Here is a 21,208-nt window from a genome sequence, read left to right on the forward strand (position 1 = left end):
TGCAGGTCCTCAGAAGGGCAGAGCCTTGTCCTTGCCCACCCAGAGGCCGGGTGCGGCGGCGGCATAGTCGACCGGCGGCTTGCTGCCATAGAAGCCGTTGCGGTCCATGATCTTGCGGACGGCGGCCGCCGCATTGTCCAGAGCCTGTTTGCCGGAGATCTGGCCGGTCAGGGCGCGGTTGATCTCGTTGCCCATGACCTGTTCCATCTCGAACATGCCGGGCAGGCGCGGGGCGCACCAGGCATAGTCGAGCGACTTGCTCCACACTTCCGCCGGCTGTGAGGCCACCTGCAGGTTCGGATTGGTGAGAACCGACCGGTAGCCCGGCGCCACGCCATTGGCGTTGGCCTCGTTCATGGCCATGATCGAGGCGGTGGTGAGGAAGGCGAGCATCAGGAATGCGCCTTCCGCATTCTGGCTGTTTGCCGCCACGCAGGAGGTCGAGCCTGCGATATTGGGCGGTGCGAAATGACCGCCGGCAATGCGCGGCTCGTAGATGGTGACGAAATCATCGACGATCTGCGACTGGTCGGGGCGCATGGCCTGCGTGCCCGAATCCTGCCAGCTGATGTTGGTGGCGACCTGTCCGCCGAGCCATGCGGCGCGGTTTTCGCCCCAGCCTGCACCGGCAAAGCCTTCGATGGCGTTCTTGGACAGCGCAAGGATGATATCCATGCCCTTGTTGCCCGCGTCGCCGTTGAAGATGGGTTCCCACTTGTCGTCGAAGAGCATCATGCCGGCCTGCGCCGCCACATGCTCCCAGGTGTAGGTGGACCAGAAACCGCGCGCGCCCAGCATGCCGATACCGGCAACGCCCCGGGTCTTGTTGTTCAGTTCTGCCGACAGGCGGATCAGCTCGTCATAGGTCGGGACGGAGGTCCATCTGTCGATCGGGCCACCCAGAACCTCCTCGACCATCTTCTTGCGCAGATGCACCATCTGGATGTCGCAGTCGAACGGGATGCCGTACATGGTCCCGTTGAAATAGCCGTAGTTCAGGCGGTAGGTGTCGTAGAAGTCGTCGAGCGGCAGTTTCCACTTCTCGGCATAGTCGCCAAGCGGGGCGAGGAAGCCGGGGGCTGCAAAATCGCCCAGCCAGGGTGAGAAGAACTGCAGCGCATCGAAGGACGCATTGCCGGAGATGAACTCGGCAACGGCCTTGTCATAGAAGCTGTCATCGGGGATCGGCACCAGCTCCACCTTGATTCCGGACAGGGCCTCGAACGGGTCGAGCCCCTCGGCGGCGGATTCCTGATCGGCAGCGCCAATGGCAAAGCGCACGGTCGTGCCGGCGAATTCCTTGCGCACCGCCTCCCAGTCGCAGGTGCGGATCCAGTCCTTTGCCGGGTCCCACAGCGGCTTGCTGTCGGTCAGGCCATAGAGCTTCTGATAATCGGCGCGGACGTATTTCGAGATGGAAATATCGTCCAGAACGGTCTGCGGATCGGGCAGGCCGTTCTGCGCCAGAAGACGCGTGCTCCATGACGTGCCGATCAGTGATGCGCCGGCGGCAGCAGTGCCTGCCTTCAGGAACGAACGGCGCGAAAGATTACCGGTGATACCCATCAAGTCTCCTCCCAGATGACGATGGCCATGATTTGCCGATGGCATTTCCGCGGCCCCGGTTGCGCAGAGGTTGCGCCGGGCAGGCTGTTCGTTGCCTGCGGAGATGGGGCCGGAACATTTGAATGTTCTATAAAACAATTGTTCGCAATTTCGCGCTTGTCAATCGGATTTGATGCAAAGTTGGATCTGAGGCGTTGTGCGGTGCGATGGGGTCTGTGAGCGATTGCAGTGACGAATGATTGAACAAGTTCGTTGACACAAGAACGAAAGTTCACAATGCTTGCGGCAACTCAACCCCACCAAGGCATATGAAATGGCTTCAAACGTCGCGCTTACAGGTCTCGCCCGCGATCTGGCCGCCAGGGCGCAGGCGGGCCGTCCGGTCCGCATCGGACTGATCGGGTCCGGCGAAATGGGCACGGACATCGTCACCCGCGCCTCCATGATGGATGGCGTCGAAGTGGCTGCAATTGCGGACATCAATCCGGCGGCCGCGCACAAGGCCGTGGAGATTGCCCGTCAGGAGCCAGGGCATAGCCAGGACGCCGGCACGGTGGACAAGCTGAATGCCGCCATCGAATCCGGCCGCACGGCGATTGCCGCGTCTTCGGACATCATTCTCGAATCGGGCCTCATCGACGTGGTGATTGATGCCACGGGCGTTCCGGCTGTCGGTGCCGAGATCGGCCTCAATGCCATGGAGCGCGGCAAGCATCTCGTCATGATGAACGTCGAGGCAGACGTGACCATCGGTGCCTATCTGCGGCGCGAGGCGGACCGTCTGGGTGTTGTCTACAGCCTTGGGGCGGGCGATGAGCCGTCTTCCTGCATGGAGCTGATCGAGTTCGTCTCCGCCATGGGCCACCGCATCGTCTGTGCGGGCAAGGGCAAGAACAACCCGCTCAACATCGACGCGACGCCGGATGCCTATGCGGCGGAAGCCAAGGCGCGCCATATGAATGCGCGCATGCTGGTGGAATTCGTCGATGGCTCCAAGACCATGGTGGAAATGGCCGCCATCGCCAATGCCACGGGCCTGATCCCGGACTGTGACGGCATGCATGGGCCCGCTGCCGGGCCGAAGGAACTGGCAACCACCCTCATCCCGCAGAAGGATGGCGGCGTGCTGTCCGGCATCGGCCGTGTGGACTTTTCCGTCGGCAAGGGGCTGGCGCCGGGCGTTTTCGTTGTTGCCGAAGCCGAGCATCCGCGCGTCTGGGAGCGGATGAAGGATCTGAAGATGGGCGACGGCCCGTATTTCAGCTTCATCCGGCCCTATCATCTGACCTCGCTGGAAGTGCCGCTGACCTGCGCCCGTGCGGTTCTGTATGGCAAGGCCGACATGATCCCGCTCGACAAGCCGGTGGCGGAAGTCTGCGCGGTGGCGAAGCGCGACCTGCAGCCGGGCGAGACGCTGGACCAGATCGGCGAATACACCTACCGCGCCTGGGTCATGGAAGTCTCCCGCGCCCGTGCCGCCAAGGGCATTCCCGCCGGTCTGCTGACGGGGGCCAAGGTCACCCAGCCGATCCGCAAGGGCGAACTGATCACCAGCGACAACACCGCGCTTCCCGCCAACTCCCGCATTGCCGAACTGCGCCGCCGCCAGGATGCGATGGTGTACGGGCAAGAGCTGGCGCATGCCTGAGGACAAAGCCATGGCCAACACCGCTGAAAAGGCAAAGGGCGCTGCGCCCGCAGCCGACGCCAATCTTCCCTATGCGCTGCGCACCTACTCGCCCGAGGTGCTGACGGAAGCGCTGCGCAAGATGATGCTGATCCGCAAGTTCGAGGAAGGCGCGGAAGACAGCTACATGCGCGGCCTCATTCACGGCACCATGCACCTGTCCATCGGGCAGGAAGCTTCCGCCGTGGGCTCGTCCATGTCGCTGAGCGATGAGGACAAAATCACCTCCAACCATCGCGGCCATGGGCACTGCGTTGCCAAGGGCGCGGATCTGGGGCGGATGTTTGCCGAGTTCTTCGGCAAGGAAACCGGCTACTGCCGGGGCCGGGGCGGCTCCATGCACATCGCAGACGTGGCCAAGGGCAATCTCGGCGCCAATGGCATCGTCGGCGGCGGCCTGCCGATTGCCGTGGGTGCTGCTCTTGCTGCCAAGCGGCTGGGCACGGGCGCTGTGACGGTCTGCTTCTTCGGTGATGGCGCCAACAACGAGGGCGCTTTCCACGAGGCGCTGAACATGGCCGCCGTCTGGAAGCTGCCGGTGGTGTTCGTCTGCGAGAACAACAAATACGGCATGTCCACTTCGGTGGAGCGCTCCACGGCTGTGAAGCATATTTCCGAGCGTGCCGCCGCCTACAGCATGCCGGGCGTGACCGTGGACGGGAATGACTTCTCCGCCGTTGCCGAAGCCGTGGATGCGGCGGTGGCCCGTGCGCGGGCAGGCGAGGGGCCGAGTCTGGTCGAGAACGTCACCTACCGCTGGCGCGGCCATTCCAAGTCTGACCGCAACCGCTACCGCACCAAGGAAGAAATCGCCGAATGGATGGACCGCGACCCGATCAAGCGCATGGCCGCGATGCTGGTTGATCATGGCATCCTGACCCAGGAAGGCATCGAGGCACTGGAGGCCGGTGTGGCGCAGCAGATTGCCGATGCCATCGCCTTTGCCGCCGCGAGCCCGTCGCCACAGGCCTCCGAGGCCACCCGTTTCGTTTACACTGAAGAGACCTCAGCATGAACGCGCATCCGGCGAGCCCCCTCCGCGAACTCTCCTATGCCGAGGCCATCCGCGAGGCCATGGATCTGGCGCTGGGCTCAGATCCCCGCGTCGTTCTCATGGGCGAGGACATCGGCGTCTATGGCGGCGCCTTTCAGGTGACCGGCGATCTCGTGCATAAATACGGCACCGACCGGGTGATGGACACGCCCATCTCGGAACTGGGCGGTGCCGGTGTCGCCGTTGGTGCGGCGCTGACCGGCCTGCGGCCCATCTTCGAGTTCCAGTTCTCCGACTTTGCCGCCCTTGCCATGGAGCAGATCGTCAATCAGGCGGCCAAGCTGCGCTACATGCTGGGCGGCGCCGTTTCCGTGCCGCTGGTCATGCGCTTTCCGGCAGGCTCCGGCACGGGCGCTGCCGCGCAGCACTCCCAGAGCCTTGAAGCCTGGCTGGGTCATGTCCCGGGCCTGAAGGTGGTGCAGCCCTCGACGCCGGAAGATGCCAAGGGCCTGCTGCTGGCGGCGCTGGAGGATCCGGACCCGGTGATGATCTTCGAGCACAAGATCCTCTACAAGATGAAGGGGCATGTGCCGGAGGGCCATTACACCACGCCGATCGGCAAGGCCGCGATCCGCCGTCCGGGCAAGGACCTCACCATCGTCGCCACCGCCATCATGGTGCACAAGGCGCTGGAGGCAGCCGCCACGCTGGAAGCCGAAGGCATCAGCGCCGAAGTGATCGACCTGCGCACCGTGCGGCCGATGGACCGGGAGACGGTTCTGGCCTCCGTGCGCAAGACGGGCCGGCTTGTCTGCGTCTATGAGGGCGTGAAGACGCTGGGCGTTGGCGCTGAAGTCAGCGCCATGGTGGCCGAAAGCGATGCCTTTGATTTCCTCGACGCGCCGATCATCCGCCTGGGCGGGGCCGAAAGCCCGATCCCCTATAATCCCGAGCTGGAAAAGGCCGTTGTGCCGCAGGCGCCGGACATTCTGGATGCGGCCCGCAAGCTGGCGAAGGGGCGTGTGTGATGCCCAATGAAGTGATCATGCCGAAGGTGGACATGGACATGGCGAGCGGCAAGCTCGCCACCTGGCATGTTGCACCCGGTGACTGGGTGGAGAAGGGCGCGCCGCTCTTCGACATCGAAACCGACAAGGCCGCCATGGAAGTGGAGGCACCGGCCTCGGGCTTCCTGCATCATGTCATTGCAGAAGGAACGGATGTGCCGATTGGTGCAACGGTCGCCTGGCTCTATGGCAAGAATGAAGCCGTTGGTGAGCCGCTTAATCAATCCGCCGCGCCTGCTGTTGAAACGCCTGCCGCTTCGCCGGAACCTGCAGCGGTTGCTCCCGCCGCTGCACCCGTTGCCGCGCCTGCGGGCGAAACAGCAGGCGGGGGGCAGGGCCTGCGCGCCACGCCGCTGGCCCGCAGCCTTGCCCGTGAGGGCGGTGTCGATCTTGCTTCTCTCTCCGGCTCCGGTCCGCAGGGCCGCGTGCAGGGGGAGGATGTGCGCAAGGCGCTTGAGGCGGGCAGGGCGGATGTGAGAGCGGAAGCGGTCCTTCCGGCTTCTGCATTGCCGTCGTCTCCCGAATGGCAGACGGGCCCGCTCTCCATCACCCGCAGCAAGGGCGGCACCGGGCTTCCCGTTGTGCTCATCCATGGCTTTGCCAGCGACGGGGCGAGCTGGGCACCGCTGGAGGCCTATCTCAAGCACCGTCCGCTGATCCGCATCGAACTGCCCTCGCATGGCAAGTCGCCGCGCCTGCGCATTCCCGACTTTGCTTCGCTCGCTGCCGAACTGCGCCGGGCGCTGGAGCAGACGGGCGAGGAGAAGGTGCATCTGATCGGCCATAGCCTTGGCGGCGCGCTGGCGCTTGCGCTGGCCGATACGCGGCCCCGGCAGGTGGAGAGCCTGACGCTGATCGCGCCTGCTGGCCTCGGGCCGGACATCAACGGGCAGGTTCTCTCCGGCATCTGCCGGGCGCAGCGGGCCGAGAGCCTTGCCCCCTGGCTGCGCTGCCTCGTTGCCAATCCGGACATGATCACCGATGGCTACGCCAAGGCCGCCATGGCCGGGCGCAAGGATGCGGCTCTCAGGGCGGCGCAAACGGCGCTGGCCGATGTACTGTTCCCCGATGGCACGCAGGGCTTCGATCTGCGCGCGGCGCTGGGCCGTCTCGATGTTCCGGCGCGGATCATCTGGGGCCGGCAGGACGGGATCATCCCCTGGCAGCATGCCTTGCGCGCCAGCGGTCAGGTGGCCTTGCACCTCATTGAGGGCGCCGGGCATATGCCGCAGGTGGAAGTCCCGGATCAGATTGGCAAAATCCTGCGGCAGCACCTATGATGGGGGATCACGGATTCCTCATCGATAGCGGGAAATGCCCATGTCCGACAGCCAGAGCAGCCAGACAAACGGAGCGCGGGAGCGCGGCCCTGCCGACCAGCACGGCCAGCTCCGCATCCGGGCTGCCTGGCTCTATTATGTCGAGGGGCTGACCCAGTCGGAAGTTGCGAAGAAGCTGGACGTGAACCGCATTCTCATCACGCGGCTCCTGTCCGATGCCCGCAAGCGGGGCGAGGTGATCATCCGCATCAAGTCGGACATTGCCCCACTGGTGGAGCTGCAGCGCCAGCTGGAAGAGCGCTTCGGCCTGCGCCAAGCCATCGTCGCGCCTTTCTCCGATCCTGACGGCGATCCGACCCGGGCGATTGCCTCGGCGGCAGGCACCTATGTCTCCGGCATCATGGCCAACCGCATGACCGTGGGCGTGGGCTGGGGCCGCACGCTGCATCAGATGCTGCCCTTCATCGAGGGGCGGCAGCTGGAAGGCGTGCGCGTCATCTCGCTTCTGGGCGGTATTTCGCAGGCCAAGCGCTTCAACCCGGCGGAATTCGCCTGGCAGTTTGCCGAACTCTTTGACGCCGAAGGTTTCCTCGTGCCCGCGCCGGCGCTGGTGGATTCCGTCCAGACCCGCCACGCGCTGCTGGAGCATTGCGGCCTTGATCAGGTGCTGCAGATGGCCGAGACCTGCGATGTGGCGCTGCTCTCCTGCGGCGGTATCTCGACGCTCACCACCTCCTACAGGCTGGGGCAAGTGTCGGAAGCCGAGCGCCAGTCCCTTGTGGCGGCGGGGGCTGTGGGGGATGTGCTCTACCATTTCCTCGACGCAGAAGGGCGCACCGTGCCACATCCGGTGAACGAGCGCTCCATCTCCATCCCGCTCGACCGGCTCGACCGGGTGAAGTCCAAGGTGCTGATTTCCGGCGGGCGCGAGAAGACCCAGATGATGCGCGCCGCCCTGAAGGCGCTGGATATGGATGTTGTCATCACGGATGAACTGACCGCGCAGCGCCTGCTGGGCCAGCTTGAAGCATGAGCCAAGTTCACTGCCTTGTCCCTCGTGCGGACATTTCCGGTGGCCGGTTGCCTTGACAGGCTCTGGTGCCTCTGGGACTGATAGCGCTCCTTCCTTTGTTGCCTCAGGGCATCTCAATCATACGGGTTCGGCCATGACACAGGCGAAACGCGCAGCATTGCTGCTTTCTTCTTCCGTTTTATTTGCCTTTGCCGCATCTGCGCAGGCGGCAGAGCTTCGCTTTGCCTCGCAGGGCGATTTGGTGTCCATGGACCCCTATGCGGTCGAAGAGGTCTTCACCTCCGGCTTTCTCGGCAACGTCTATGAGGGCCTCGTGCGCCGCACGCCGGACCTGAAGCTTGAACCGGCGCTGGCCGAAAGCTGGGAAATGCTGTCGCCCACCCAGTGGCGCTTCCATCTGCGCAAGGGTGTGACCTTCCATGACGGCAGCCCCTTTACCGCAGATGACGTGATCTATTCCGCCGACCGCGTGCGCTCCGGTTCCTCCGACTTCAAGAACCGGCTTCCTGCGGGTGTCGAGATCGTCAAGGTGGATGATCACACGGTTGATTTTCTGACAAAGGAACCGAACCCGATCCTGAACTACACCTGGGCCAACTGGTACATCATGTCCAAGTCCTGGTCCGAGGCGAACAAGGTGGCACCGCCGCAGAAGGGCGGGGACACGGAAAACTACGCGACCCTGCACGAGAACGGCACCGGCCCCTACAAGCTGGCAGCGCGTGAGCCGGGCGTGCGCACAGTGCTTGAGGCTTATCCGCAGTGGTGGGGTGCTTCGGCAAAAACCGGCAACGTGGACAAGGTTACCTACACCCCGGTGCCGAACCCGGCGACCCGTGTGGCCGGGCTTCTGGCCGGTCAGCTGGATGTGGTGTTCCCCATTCCGGTGCAGGATATCCCGCGCCTCGAGGCTGCACCCAATACGGACGTGGCTGCGGGGCCGGAAGTGCGCACCATGTACCTGTCCATGAACCAGTGGAAGGACACGCTGCCGGGCTCCGGCCTTGAGGGCGTCAATCCGCTGAAGGATGTGCGCGTGCGTGAGGCCATCTACCGGGCCATTGACGTCAACACCATCCGCGACAAGATCATGCGCGGCCAGACCACGCCTGCCGCCCTGATGGTGGCACCGGGCGTCAACGGCTACACGGACGAGATCAAGCGGCTGGACTATGATCCGGAAAAGGCCAAGGCGCTGCTGGCGGAAGCCGGTTATCCGGACGGCTTTGCCCTGACTTACCAGTGCTCCAACGACATGTATGTGAATGACGAGGCGACCTGCCTTGCCATTTCCTCCATGCTGGCGAAGGTGGGCATCAAGGCCAAGCCGAACGTGCAGCCGCGGGCCAAGTATCTGGAATCCATCACTGCGCCGAACATGGACTTCGGCCTTGCGATGCTGGGCACCACGCCGTCCAGCCTCGACAGCCACATCGCGCTCTACTCCCTGCACATGTGCCCGCGCGCGGCAGAAGACCGGCCTCTGTGGGACAAGGATGATCTGACGAAGATCGTCGCGGGCAAGTCCAACTTCGCCGGTTACTGCAATCCGGAAGTGGACCGTCTGGCGGGCGAGATCCTGAAGGAAGCCGATCAGGACAAGCGCAATGCGCTGATCCGCGAGGCCTGGACCCTCACCACCAATGACGTGGCCTATGTGCCGCTGCACCAGACCTGGGCCGCGTGGGGCACGGGCAAGAACGTGAAGCTGGAGCGGCGCGCCGACAACGTCTTTGACTGGCGCCACGTGACCATCGGGCAATAATATCAAGGCTTTCGATGCTGACGCATCACGCCTTGAAATTGCTCAAGGGCCGCACGGGCTTAACCAATTCTCGATGAGGCAAGCTCATCGAGAATTGGTATAAGCTTGCTGTCAGAAGCTGCGGCATCCGGGTTCTGGATGCCGTGGCGCAACCGGGATTCTCGGCGCAATGATCTTCTACATGCTCCGCCGCCTGTTTCAGGCGGGTATCGTGCTGCTTGTCGTGGCTTTGGTGGCGTTCTTCATGTTCCGCTATCTGGGCGATCCCGTGTCGCAGCTGGTCAGCGAGGAGACGAGCCTTGCCGACCGGGCGGCGCTGCGCGAGGCGCTGGGGTTGAATGATCCGGTGCTGGTGCAGTTCGGCCATTTCATCGGCCGGGTGGTGCAGGGTGAGTTCGGGCTCTCCTACCAGATGGGCCAGCCGGTGGGCCGGCTCATTGCCGACCGGCTTCCAGCCTCCATCGAACTCAGCGTCATTGCCTTCTCTCTGGCGCTGGCGCTGGGCATTCCGCTCGGCGTGCTGGCAGGGCTGAAGCCGGACAGCTGGCTGGCGCGGGCGATCATGATCTTTTCGCTCGCCGGGATTTCCATGCCCACCTTCTTTGTCGGGCTGATGCTGATGGTCTATTTCGGCGTGGAGCTGAACCTGTTGCCGACCTTTGGCCGGGGCGAGACGGTGGATCTCGGCTTCTGGACAACGGGGCTTCTGACCCGCTCCGGCTGGCTCTCCATCATCCTTCCGGCCTTCACGCTGGGCCTGTTCCAGCTCACCTTCATCATGCGCCTCGTGCGGGCGGAAATGCTGGAGGTGATGCGCATGGACTTCATCCGCTTTGCCAAGGCGCGAGGTCTTCCTGCGCGGCGCATCCACTTCCGCCATGCGCTGAAGAACACGCTGGTGCCGGTGATGACCATTGCCGGGCTGCAATTCGGCTCGATCATCGCCTTCGGCATCATCACCGAGAGCGTATTCCAGTGGCCGGGGATCGGCCTTCTGTTCCTGCAGGCGATTTCGAGCGTCGATATCCCGGTCATCTCCACCTACCTGCTGCTGGTGGCGGTGATCTTCGTGACGGTCAACCTGGTGGTGGACCTGCTTTACTACGCGGTTGATCCGCGCCTGCGCGCCAGCGCCAGCTGAGGAGGAACGGATGCCTGCTTCTGCCACGCCATCCGGTCTGCGCCTTTGGGTCGCCCGGCGCCCGGTGCTCTACCGGTTCCTCGCTTCGCCGCTGACGGTTCTGGCTGCGTTCATCGGCTCGGTCATGATCCTTGCGGCCATCGCCGCACCGCTGATTGCCCCGCACAATCCCTTCGACATTGCCTCGCTCGACCTGCTCAACTCGCTGCTGCCGCCGGTCTGGCATGAGGGCGGCAGCCCCGAGTTCCTGCTGGGAACCGATGATCAGGGCCGCGACCTCTTTTCCGCGCTGCTTTACGGCACCCGCACCTCGCTGATGGTGGGCGGGGTGTCGGTTCTGGCGGCTGTTCTCTTCGGCCTCCTGTTCGGGCTGCTCGCCGGCTATTTTGGCGGGCTGACGGATGCCATCGTCATGCGTGTCGTCGATATCCAGATGACCTTTCCGGCCATCATGGTGGCGCTGCTGGTGGATGGCGTCAGCCGTGGCATCCTGCCGCCGGACCAGCATGACCGGCTCGCCGTCTTCGTCATCATCTTCGCGCTCAGCCTGTCGATCTGGCCGCAGGTGGCCCGCACGGTGCGCGCCTCGACGCTGGTTCAGCGCAACAAGGACTATGTGCTGGCCGCGCAGGTGACCGGCATTTCCGCGCCGGTGATCCTCATCCGCCACATCCTGCCCAACGTCATGGGCCCTGTGCTGGTGATTGCCACCATCAATCTCGGCGTTGCCGTGCTGGGTGAGGCGACGCTGAGCTTCCTCGGCGTCGGCATTCCGGCCTCCGAACCCTCGCTTGGCACCCTGATCCGCATCGGCAACAACTTCCTGTTCTCCGGCGAGCGCTGGCTGGTGGTGTTTCCGGGCATGACGCTGGCGCTGCTGGTGCTGTCGGTCAACCTCGTGGGGGACTGGCTGCGCGATGTCCTCGACCCCAAGCTGCGCTGATCGGAGGCCTTTCATGTCCTTGCTCTCCATTTCCGGCATGAGGGTGGAATACCCGCAGCCCCTTGGCACCTTTGTGGCCGTGCAGAATGTCAGCCTTGAGGTTGGGCACGGCGAGATCGTCGGCATCGTCGGCGAGTCCGGGGCGGGCAAGTCCACCATCGGCAGCGCCGTGATGGGCCTGCTGGAAGCGCCGGGCCGGGTGACGGCGGGTGAAATCCGCTTTGACGGCGGGGCCATCGATCCGGCCAGCGAAAAGACCATGCGCCGCCTGCGCGGCAAGCGCATCTCGATGATCTTTCAGGACCCGCTCACCAGTCTCAATCCGCTGATGACCGTGGGGGCGCAGCTGATCGAGACCATCCGCATTCACCAGCCCATGAGCGAGGGGGACGCGCGGGAGAAGGCCATCGGCCTCTTGGCGCAGGTTGGCATTGCCAGTCCGGCAGAGCGCATCGCGGCCTATCCGCATCAGTTTTCCGGCGGCATGCGCCAGCGTGTGGTGATTGCGCTGGCGCTGTGTTCGGACCCGGATCTGATCATTGCAGATGAACCGACGACGGCGCTGGATGTGTCCGTGCAGGCGCAGATCCTTGATCTCATCCGCAAGCTGGTGAAGGAGCGGGGCATCGGCGTCATTCTCGTCACCCACGACATGGGCGTCATCTCCGGCACGGCTGACCGGGTGGTGGTGATGTACCGGGGCGAGGTGGTGGAGAGCGGTCCGGTGCGGCAGATCATCGATGCGCCCACCCATCCCTATACCCGCAGCCTCATCGGCGCGGTGCCGCGCGGTGACCGCAAGCTGGACCGCTTTCCGCGCCTGACCTATCCGCCGCAGGCAGAGGATGCTCCGCTCGGCATGGACCGCAGCCCGGCGCTGCAATGGCTGACGGAAGGGCGGGAGACCGGAGTGAAGGCGGCTGACGCCAGGCCCCTCATCGAAGTGCGCGATGTGCGCCTGCGTTTCCAGACGAAGGCGGCGCTGCTGCCGTCCAACCGCCGTTACTTCGAAGCCGTGCGCGGCGTCAGCCTTGATATCCGGCAGGGCGAGGTGCTGGGGCTTGTGGGCGAATCCGGCTGCGGCAAGTCCTCGCTTGCCCGCATGCTGGTGCAGATCTACCGGCCAACCTCCGGCGCCATCAGTTTTGATGGCAAGACCGTGGGCGGTGCGGCGAGCCGGGCGGAAGACAGGGCCCTGCGCCAGCAGGTGCAGATGATCTTCCAGGACCCGTATTCCTCGCTCAACCCGCGCATGAGCACGGGCCGGATCATTGCCGAGCCGCTGTCCCACCACGGCCTTGCCACCTCATCTGCCGAACGCCGCAGGATCGTGGCGGATTTGCTGGAAGCGGTGGGGCTTGGGGCAGCTGCGGCGGACAAGTATCCGCATGAGTTCTCCGGCGGCCAGCGCCAGCGCATCGCCATCGCAAGGGCGCTCGCCACGCGGCCCCGGTTCCTCATCTGCGACGAGCCGACCTCGGCGCTGGATGTGTCCATTCAGGCGCAGATCCTCAACTTGTTGAAGGATCTGCGTGATGCGCTGGATCTGACGGTGCTGTTCATCAGCCATGACCTGCCGGTGGTGCGCCAGATGTGCGACCGGGTGATCGTGATGAAGGAGGGGCTGATTGTCGAGGAAGCTGAGACCGAACAGCTCTTTACCGCCCCCGCCAGCCCCTATGCCCGGCACCTGCTTGACCTGATGCCCAGCCTGTAACTCCAGACCCCCGAGCGGCGTTCAAGCCTTGGCATAAGTACCGTCAGATCAGCCCGTGCTTGCGCAGACGGTATTCCAGCCGTGCCCGCGTCAGACCGAGGCGGCGGGCGGCGGCGGAGATGTTGCCTTTTTCCTGCGCCAGCGCATCGCGGTAGAGCGCCTGTTCCTGTGCCTCAATCTGTCCAAGCCCTTCGCTGCGGGCTGGAAGCGGGGCGGTGCCGGGCGTCGTGCGCAGCACCGGCACAGGGCCTGTCGGCCGTTCGCTGCCCTGAAACACGTGGTGCAGGCCGATCAGGCCGTTGTCATCGGCAAAGACCACGCCGCGCTCCACAAGGTTCTGCAATTCGCGGATGTTGCCGGGAAAGTCATAGGCCAGCAGCGCGTCCATGGTGCTGCGGCTGAAGCCAGTGATGGCCTTGCCGTGCTTCTCCCGGAACTGGGCCAGAAAATGGGCGCAGAGCAGGGGGATGTCATCGCGCCGCTCCCGCAGCGGGGGAATGTGGATGGGGCAGACGTTGAGGCGGTAATAAAGGTCGCGCCGGAAGCGCCCGGCAGAGACCTCCTGCGCCAGATCCACATTGCTGGCCGCAACGATGCGCACATTCACCGGAATGGAACGGGTGCCGCCGAGCCGCTCGATGGTGCGCTCCTGAATGGCGCGCAGCAGCTTGCCTTGTGCGGAGAAGGTGAGGGAGGCGATCTCGTCCAGAAACAGCGTGCCGCCTTCTGCCCGTTCGAAATAGCCGGGACGGGCGGTAACCGCCCCGGTATAGGCGCCTTTTTCGACGCCGAAGAGTTCTGACTCCACCAGATTGTCCGGAATGGCCGCGCAGTTGATGGCGATGAAGGGCGCCTTGCTGCGCCGGCCCAGCTGGTGCAGCTGGCTGGAAAACAGCTCCTTGCCCACACCGGATTCGCCGATGAACAGCACGGTCGCATCGGTTGCGGCGACCTTTTCCAAAAGGTGGCTGGCACGCTGGAAGCTGGCGGAGACGCCGACCATGCCGCTCGGGCCCTGGGCAGCAGGCTCTGCTGCGGCCGTTTCCGCTGAGGTCCCTTTGGCGCTGGTTGCGGCGCTGCGCCCGCGCCAGGACAGGCCGAAATATTCCTGCTCCGGCGCATCCTTGCCCCAGGCCGCAGCATCGCGTCCCACCACAAGGCAGTGCTGTGCGCCCATGCCTGCGCATTCGATCTCGCGGAAGAATACCGGATGGCCGAGAATGCGGCTGGTGTAGCCGGAGGGCACGCCGGTCTGCATCCAGCATACGGGCTCCTGCGCAAGGCCATGGCTGGCGTGATGCTCTGCGGCTTCCGAGGAGTCCTCCCAGACGAATTCGCCGTGATAGGTGCCCTTGTCCGCATCAAACTCGAAGTGGCGGGTCGTCACCTTGACGAAGCCCTCCAGCGTGTGAACGCGCGGACCTGCGGCCAGAAGCTGGGTGATGCTGGCTCCGGCAAAGCGGTCCAGCACCAGTTCCGCCGCCCTTACGCCCTGCAGATAGCCGATGCGCATCAGCAGCGCCTTGGCCCGCTCCATGCCCAGCGTGTCGATCAGCTCGGCGCGAAGCGCGCCCAGCACCTGCGACTGGATCAGTACCATGCGCTGGTCGTTGAGCCAGATGCGCCCGTCGCCGAGGGCAAAGAGCAGCGAATGCGCCAGATCATCCAGCGTTGGCGGGGCGGCCGTGGGCAGCTCGCTGAAGGCCCCGCGCCGGATCATCCGGCCCGTGCGCGCCGAGGCTTCGGCCAGGGAAATCAGATGGTCAGGGGTGCCGGGTGTGTTCATGAATTTCATGTTTTCATGAAACTGATGAGATGTTCAATGAAATTCTGAAACCCTGCGGAATGCGGCATGGCTGCCCGCCCGTTGTTCCTCGCGGAAAAGTCCATGTTCTTCAGTGGCTTGCCCCACATGTCTGGCGCAGGCCCGTTGTGGCACGGCGCTTGCCTAAGGGAAACTACGGCCATTTGAGGAGATGGTCTGGCGGCGGAAGCTGCCAAGAGGAGGACGGCACGGGCGGTGCGGCAGGGCAAACTGCGGCGCCTCCGGCCAAAGGGAGGACCTGATCATGAACATGCTGCATGCCGGATTTCTGAAGCCGGGAAGCTGGAGCGGGCGCATCTTTGACGGCAGCTGGTTGGCCTCTGCCGCCGGTACGCTGACCGTGCGCGAACCTGCGACCGGAGACGTGCTTGCCGAAACGGGCCTTGCCGGGCCGCAGGAGGTTGCCGCCGCAGCAAAGGCCGCCGCTGCGGCCCAGAAGGCCTGGGCCGCCGTGCTGCCGCAGGCGCGTGCCGCGATCCTGAACCGGGCGGCGGATCTTCTGGAGCAGAACGGGCAGGAGCTGATCCCCTGGATCATGCGCGAAAGCGGCTCGATCGAGGCCAAGGCCGGGATCGAGATCGAGCACGGCGCCCAGTTCCTGCGCCATGCGGCCTCGCTGGCCACCATGCCGATGGGGCTGGTTCTGCCCACGATGGATGGCCGCAGCAGCCACGCCCGACGCCTGCCGCATGGGGTGGTGGGTGTCATTTCACCCTACAATTTCCCGCTCGTTCTGTCGGTGCGCGCCATCGCTGCGGCGCTGGCGGTGGGCAATGCAGTGGTGCACAAGCCCGATCCGCGCACGCCCATTTCCGGCGGCATCATCATCGCCCGGCTGTTCGAGGAAGCAGGCCTTCCTGCCGGTGTCCTGCATGTGCTGCCGGGCGGCGCGGATGCGGGCGAGGCCATGTGCAAGGACCCGAACATTGCCATGATTTCCTTTACCGGCTCGGCGGCAGGCGGCTCGAAGGTGGGCGAAGTCTGCGGCCGTCATCTCAAGAAGGTGCAGCTGGAACTGGGCGGCAAGAACGTGCTGATCGTTCTGGATGATGCGGATGTGGATGTGGCTGCCTCCAACTGCGCCTGGGGTGCCTTCCTGCATCAGGGGCAGATCTGCATGGCGACAGGTCTTGTCCTTGCACATGAAAGCATTGTGGAGGCGCTGGCGGAAAAGATCGCGGCCAAGGCCCGGCATCTTCCGGTGGGCGATCCAGCCTCCGGCCGTGTGGCGCTGGGGCCGGTCATTTCCCCCAATCAGGTGGAGACGATCCAGCACATCGTCGATGATGCGGTTGCCAAGGGTGCCCGGCTTCTGGCGGGCGGCAAGGCGGATGGCCTGTTTTATCCGGCAACCGTTCTGGCGGGCATCACGCCGGACATGCTGGCCTTCCGCGAGGAGCTGTTCGGGCCTGTGGCCTGCATCATGAGCTTTGCCGGCGATGCGGAGGCTGTCCGCATTGCGCAGGACAATGACTACGGCCTGTCCGCCGGCATTCTCTCGGCCAGCACCTCGCGCGCCATGGCCATCGGCAATCAACTGCGGACCGGCATGCTGCACATCAACGACCAGACGGTGAACGGCGGGCCCTTTGCGCCCTTCGGCGGCTTCGGCAAGTCGGGCAACGGCACCCGGATCGGCGGGCCTGCCGACATCGAGGAATTCACCCAGTGGCAATGGGTGACGGTCCGCGATCAGGCCCAGCCTTATCCGTTCTGACATCCCTTCCGCCGGACGCTGACTGGCCTTGTGCGGCCGCGTCCGGCCCTTTCCGTTGCTGGAGGCAATCATGAAAATCAAGGCAGCCGTTGCGCGCGAGACGCGTGCGGAACTCGTTCTGGAAACGCTGGATCTGGAAGAGCCGAGGGCAGATGAAATTCTGGTGGAGGTGGTGGCCACGGGTGTGTGCCACACCGACATCGTGGTGCGGGACGGCATGCTGCCGACGCCGTTGCCGGTGGTTCTGGGCCATGAGGGGGCAGGCATCGTGCGCAGCACGGGCAGTGCCGTCACCAAGGTGAAGCCGGGCGACCGGGTGGTTATGACGTTCAACTCCTGTGGCCATTGCGAAACCTGCAAGGAGCATCAGCCGTCCTATTGCTACGAGTTCTTCCCCCGCAACTTCTTTGCGACGCGGCCCGACGGCTCGACGGCCCTGTCGAAGGACGGCGAGCGGGTGCATGGCAATTTCTTTGGCCAGTCCTCCTTTGCAAGCCATGCCATCTGCAATGAAAGAAATGTGGTGAAGGTGCCGGAGGGCGCGCCGCTGGAGCTTCTGGGGCCGCTTGCCTGCGGCATCCAGACCGGTGCAGGTGCGGTGCTCAATGCACTGAAGGTGCGCGAGGGCAAGAGCTTTGCCGTCTTCGGTGCCGGGTCCGTTGGCCTGTCCGCCGTGATGGCAGCCAAGGTGGCCGGAGCACGAACCATCATCGCCGTGGATCTCAATCCGGACAGGCTGGAACTGGCGAAGGACCTGGGCGCGACCCATGTCATCAACCCCAAGGCGGAAGATGCCACGGCGGCGATCCTCGCCCTCACGGGCACGGGCGTGCATTATGCGCTCGACACCACGGGCCTGCCGCCGGTCATCCGCTCGGCCGTGATGGCGCTTGCCAATGCCGGAACCTGCGGCATTCTCGGCGCCTCGGGGCCGGAGGCGGAGCTGCAGATCAACGAGATGCATTTCATGAGCGGCGGCCGGCGGCTGATGGGCATCGTGGAAGGCGAGAGCGATCCGGATGAGTTCATTCCGCATCTGGTCGAACTCTACAAGAAGGGGCTGTTCCCCTTCGACAAGCTCATCACCTTCTATGAGTTCGACGAAATCAACGCCGCCATCCATGCCTCCGAAACGGGCTCCGCCATCAAGCCCGTCCTGCGGATGGTGTGAGTAGAAGATCTATTTCGTTGTATGTGAGATGAAGTTCTTGGGCCGTCTTCACGCACGTGAAGGCGGCCTTCTGCATCTGGCTTGGGCGTCCGCTTCCGCCGTCCGGCTTATCTTTGCGCGCGGGATGCGGGGCTGGCGCTGCTTTCTTGCGCTGGCTGCAACAGAGTTTTCCGGAATGCGCGATTTATTCCGGAAGATCAAAGTGCAAGCCTGACCCTGCAGCATGTTTCACCGGCAGGTGATCCCATCGATAAACAACAAGATCCACGCGGGAAAAAAGTAATTTTCTCCCGATGCTGGCCCATGCCCAGAGGTTCATCATGAAATTCACCCGTTCTCTGCCGCGTCTGGCGGCCCTCGCATTGACAACGGCACTTGTGGCAGCCGCGCCAGCGCAGGCGGATACCGTTTCTCTGGATCTGCAGAGCGCCTGGCCCCTGACCATGCCGGCCAGCGGCCAGAATGCCGAATATCTGGCGGAGAAGCTGAATGCCCTGTCGGGTGGCAGCCTCAAGGTGAAGGTCTATTCGGCCGGCAAGCTGGTGCCGCCGCTGCAGATTTTCGACGCCGTGCAGCAGGGTTCGCTGGATGCGGGCTACACCTCGCCGCTCTATGTGGCCGGGCGCTTCCCGGCCGTGCAGCTCTTTGGCGGCATCCCCTTCGGTCCGGATGTGCTGACCCACGCGGCCTGGATCTATAACGGCGGCGGCCGGGAGATCTGGTCCGAGATCTATGCCAAGCAGGGCGTCGTCACCATTCCCTGCGGTCTGATGGAGCGGGAAGCGGGCGGCTGGTACTCTTTCGAGATCAATTCTGTCGCTGATTTCAGCGGCAAGAAGCTGCGCTTTGCCGGGCTTGCGGGCGAGACCATGGTCAAGCTCGGCGCCTCCATCGTGCTGCTGCCGACCGGTGAGATCTATCCGGGCATGGAGAAGGGCGTGATCGACGGCGCCGAGCTGTCCATGCCCGCCATCGACGTCACCGTCGGGCTCGATAACGTGGCCAAGAACTACTACCTGCCGGGCTGGCACCAGCCTGCGGCCATGAATGAGCTGATCATCAATCAGGCCAAGTGGGACAGCATGGACGAGGCCCAGAAGACGGCCATCGAGGAGGCCTGCAAGGCGACGAACCTGCGCTCCGTCATGTCCACCCAGACCGCCAATGCGGAAGCGGTGAAGGGCTTTGAGGCCAAGGGCGTGCAGGTGCGCCAGTTCCCGCCGGAGGTGCTGGAGGCCATCAAGGCCAAGGTGGATGAGGTGATGAAGGAGCAGAGCGAAAAGGACGCCGACTTCAAGCGCGTCTGGGAGTCCGTGTCGGCCTACCGTGCCTCGACCGAAGCCTGGGCAGCCCGTCAGTAACACGAGGATTGCGCGGGTGGCGGGGCACAGATGGCCTGCCGCCCGTCCGCCTTCACTGCAACGGGGCCATCCTCATGCATTTCGTCGAACTGGTGGACCGGCTCAGCCGGTCGGTGGGGCTTGCAGGGGCGCTGGTACAGCCGCTGCTGATGCTCACCATTCTGGTCAATGTGCTGCTGCGCTATGTGTTCAATCTCGGCATGATCGAGCTTGAGGAACTGCAGTGGCACATGAATGCCGTCGTGGTCATGTGCTGTCTTGCCTGGGCCTACCAGCGCGACATGCATGTGCGGGTCGATGCCCTGCACGGGCGCATGGGGGAGCGGGGCAGGGCGCTGGCCGAAGTGCTCGGCGTTCTCTTCCTGCTGCTGCCCTTCGCCGGGTTCCTCACCCTGAATTCCTGGAAGATCTTCGAATATTCCTGGCGCCTCAGGGAAGGCTCACCCATGCCCTCCGGCCTGCCGGCCCGCTACATCATCAAGGGCGTCATGGCCGCAGGCTTTGCCCTTCTCTTCCTGCAGGGGCTTTCCGTGCTCCTGAAATCCCTTGCCGTCCTGATCCGCCCCGGGAGGTCCGCCGATGGGCGTTGATGCGGTTTTCGTCTTCTTGCTGTTCTCCACCTTCATGGTGGTGATGTTCTCCGGCTATCCGGTGGCTTTCGTGCTGGGCGGCGTCGGCGTTCTCTTTGCCGTGCTCGGCAGTGTGCTGGATGCCTTTGCCTTTGATGCGGACATGGCCTCCATCCGCATGCTGGGCTTTGTCGCCAACCGGACCTTCGACACGCTGTCCAGCTATTCGCTCATTCCCATGAGCATGTTCATCTTCATGGGCCTGATGCTCGACCGCTCGGGCATTGCCGAAAAGCTGCTCACCTCCATGCACGGGCTGTTGCGGCAGGTGCCGGGCGGGCTGGCGGTGTCGGTGGTGCTGATCGGCGTCGTCCTGGCGGCCTCGACCGGCATCATCGGTGCTTCCGTGGTGCTGCTCGCCACCATCGCCATGCCGGCCATGCGGGCGGCAGGCTATGACGACCGTCTGAGCCTTGGCACCATTGGTGCGACCGGATGCCTCGGCATTCTCATTCCGCCGTCGATCATGCTGGTGGTCATGGGCGACCAGCTGCAGATCCCGGTGGGGGACCTGTTCAAGGGCGCCATCGTACCGGGCCTGCTGCTCGCCGGTGCCTATGTGGTCTATATCGTCACCGTGGCTCTGATCTGGCCGGACAGGGCCCCCAAAGGTCATACCGGTGATGCGGCAAAGGTGACCTTTGGCGAGCTGGCCCGGGTTCTTGTGGCGCCGCTGCTGCTGGTTGTGGCCGTGCTTGGGTCCATCGTCTTCGGCATTGCGTCGCCGACGGAAGCCTCCGGTATCGGCGCGGCGGGGGCAACGCTGCTCGCCATCGCTTCCGGACGGCTGGGCTGGAAGGGGTTCGTCGAAGTCTGCGAGGCAAGCGGGCTGACGACGGCCTTTCTCTTCGCGCTGATCTTCGGTGCCTCCTGCTTTTCGGTGGTGCTGCGCGGCTATGGCGGGGACGAGGTGATTGCCGATGCCCTTCATGCCATTCCGCTGCCGCCGGAAGGCACGCTGCTGCTGATCCTCTTCATCCTGTTCCTGCTGGGTTTCTTCCTCGACTGGATGGAGATCATCCTCATCATCGCGCCGCTGGTGATGCCGGTGCTGACCGCCATGGGTCACAATCCGGCCTGGGTGGCGGTCCTGATGGCTGTCTGCCTGCAGACCTCCTTCCTGACGCCGCCTGTGGGCATGGCGCTGTTCTATCTCAAGAACACGGTTCCGGATGCCGCCATCGGCACCATCTACCGGGCGGCGGCGCCTTTCGTGCTGCTGCAGATGGCGGTGCTTGCCGCCTGCCTCATCTGGCCGCAACTGGTGCTGGGGCTTGCGGGCATGAAGTGACACCTTGAGGGAGGCAGGCAA

The 21,208-nt window shown here is 64.3% G+C and carries 16 protein-coding genes; 14 read left to right on the plus strand and 2 right to left on the minus strand.

The annotated features are described in order from the left end of the window. Positions 1–9: 9 nt before the first annotated feature. Positions 10–1,566, minus strand: a complete 1,557-nt coding sequence (locus tag AC0CMF_RS02075) for an ABC transporter substrate-binding protein (protein WP_186393306.1) — start codon at positions 1,564–1,566, stop codon at positions 10–12. Between the two features lie 313 nt (positions 1,567–1,879). Between AC0CMF_RS02075 and AC0CMF_RS02080 the strand changes: the two genes are divergently transcribed. The 9 genes from AC0CMF_RS02080 (at position 1,880) to AC0CMF_RS02120 (ending at position 13,193) form a co-directional block, all read left to right on the plus strand. After that, positions 1,880–3,214 (plus strand): NAD(P)H-dependent oxidoreductase, encoded by a 1,335-nt coding sequence (locus AC0CMF_RS02080; RefSeq protein WP_374629859.1) that lies wholly within the window; start codon positions 1,880–1,882, stop codon positions 3,212–3,214. 10 nt (positions 3,215–3,224) lie between these two features. Beyond that, a complete protein-coding gene (locus AC0CMF_RS02085; RefSeq protein WP_374629881.1) occupies positions 3,225–4,268 on the plus strand; it encodes a thiamine pyrophosphate-dependent dehydrogenase E1 component subunit alpha in 1,044 nt (347 codons plus the stop codon). Next, positions 4,265–5,275 (plus strand): alpha-ketoacid dehydrogenase subunit beta, encoded by a 1,011-nt coding sequence (locus AC0CMF_RS02090; protein WP_374629858.1) that lies wholly within the window; start codon positions 4,265–4,267, stop codon positions 5,273–5,275. Before AC0CMF_RS02085 ends, AC0CMF_RS02090 begins: the two co-directional genes overlap by 4 nt. Then, complete coding sequence (locus tag AC0CMF_RS02095) at positions 5,275–6,594, plus strand: acetoin dehydrogenase dihydrolipoyllysine-residue acetyltransferase subunit (protein WP_374629857.1); 1,320 nt, start codon at positions 5,275–5,277, stop codon at positions 6,592–6,594. The genes AC0CMF_RS02090 and AC0CMF_RS02095 overlap by 1 nt, the downstream gene beginning before the upstream one ends. A 40-nt stretch (positions 6,595–6,634) precedes the next feature. Continuing rightward, the gene (locus AC0CMF_RS02100) at positions 6,635–7,627 is read left to right on the plus strand and encodes a sugar-binding transcriptional regulator (RefSeq protein WP_208991343.1); all 993 of its coding nucleotides are present in this window, start codon (positions 6,635–6,637) and stop codon (positions 7,625–7,627) included. A gap of 133 nt (positions 7,628–7,760) precedes the next feature. Further along, positions 7,761–9,392, plus strand: a complete 1,632-nt coding sequence (locus AC0CMF_RS02105) for an ABC transporter substrate-binding protein (RefSeq protein WP_374629856.1) — start codon at positions 7,761–7,763, stop codon at positions 9,390–9,392. A 169-nt stretch (positions 9,393–9,561) separates the two neighbouring features. Beyond that, the gene (locus tag AC0CMF_RS02110; RefSeq protein WP_050473235.1) at positions 9,562–10,533 is read left to right on the plus strand and encodes an ABC transporter permease; all 972 of its coding nucleotides are present in this window, start codon (positions 9,562–9,564) and stop codon (positions 10,531–10,533) included. A gap of 10 nt (positions 10,534–10,543) precedes the next feature. Then, the gene (locus AC0CMF_RS02115) at positions 10,544–11,476 is read left to right on the plus strand and encodes an ABC transporter permease (RefSeq protein WP_374629855.1); all 933 of its coding nucleotides are present in this window, start codon (positions 10,544–10,546) and stop codon (positions 11,474–11,476) included. A gap of 13 nt (positions 11,477–11,489) precedes the next feature. Next, positions 11,490–13,193: an ABC transporter ATP-binding protein gene (locus AC0CMF_RS02120; protein ID WP_374629854.1), complete on the plus strand. Its 1,704-nt coding sequence runs from the start codon at positions 11,490–11,492 to the stop codon at positions 13,191–13,193. A 43-nt stretch (positions 13,194–13,236) separates the two neighbouring features. Here AC0CMF_RS02120 and AC0CMF_RS02125 read toward each other — a convergent pair whose 3' ends face one another. Next, positions 13,237–14,979 carry a sigma 54-interacting transcriptional regulator gene (locus AC0CMF_RS02125; protein ID WP_472480885.1) on the minus strand — a complete coding sequence of 581 codons (1,743 nt, stop codon included), beginning with the start codon at positions 14,977–14,979 and terminating at the stop codon, positions 13,237–13,239. 283 nt (positions 14,980–15,262) lie between these two features. On the opposite strand from AC0CMF_RS02125, the gene AC0CMF_RS02130 reads away from it, so the two are divergent. From AC0CMF_RS02130 to AC0CMF_RS02150, 5 genes are all read left to right on the plus strand, one after another. Beyond that, positions 15,263–16,735, plus strand: coding sequence for a benzaldehyde dehydrogenase (locus tag AC0CMF_RS02130; protein WP_374629852.1), 1,473 nt, complete (start codon positions 15,263–15,265; stop codon positions 16,733–16,735). A gap of 70 nt (positions 16,736–16,805) precedes the next feature. Further along, positions 16,806–17,906, plus strand: a complete 1,101-nt coding sequence (locus AC0CMF_RS02135; protein WP_374629851.1) for an NAD(P)-dependent alcohol dehydrogenase — start codon at positions 16,806–16,808, stop codon at positions 17,904–17,906. A gap of 320 nt (positions 17,907–18,226) precedes the next feature. Continuing rightward, complete coding sequence (locus AC0CMF_RS02140; protein WP_374629850.1) at positions 18,227–19,267, plus strand: TRAP transporter substrate-binding protein; 1,041 nt, start codon at positions 18,227–18,229, stop codon at positions 19,265–19,267. Between the two features lie 74 nt (positions 19,268–19,341). Further along, the gene (locus AC0CMF_RS02145) at positions 19,342–19,857 is read left to right on the plus strand and encodes a TRAP transporter small permease subunit (RefSeq protein ID WP_050473240.1); all 516 of its coding nucleotides are present in this window, start codon (positions 19,342–19,344) and stop codon (positions 19,855–19,857) included. Next, positions 19,847–21,187, plus strand: coding sequence for a TRAP transporter large permease (locus AC0CMF_RS02150; RefSeq protein WP_374629849.1), 1,341 nt, complete (start codon positions 19,847–19,849; stop codon positions 21,185–21,187). Before AC0CMF_RS02145 ends, AC0CMF_RS02150 begins: the two co-directional genes overlap by 11 nt. The last annotated feature ends 21 nt before the right edge of the window (positions 21,188–21,208 follow it).

The organism is Pannonibacter sp. CBAS1226, from assembly GCF_055685825.1.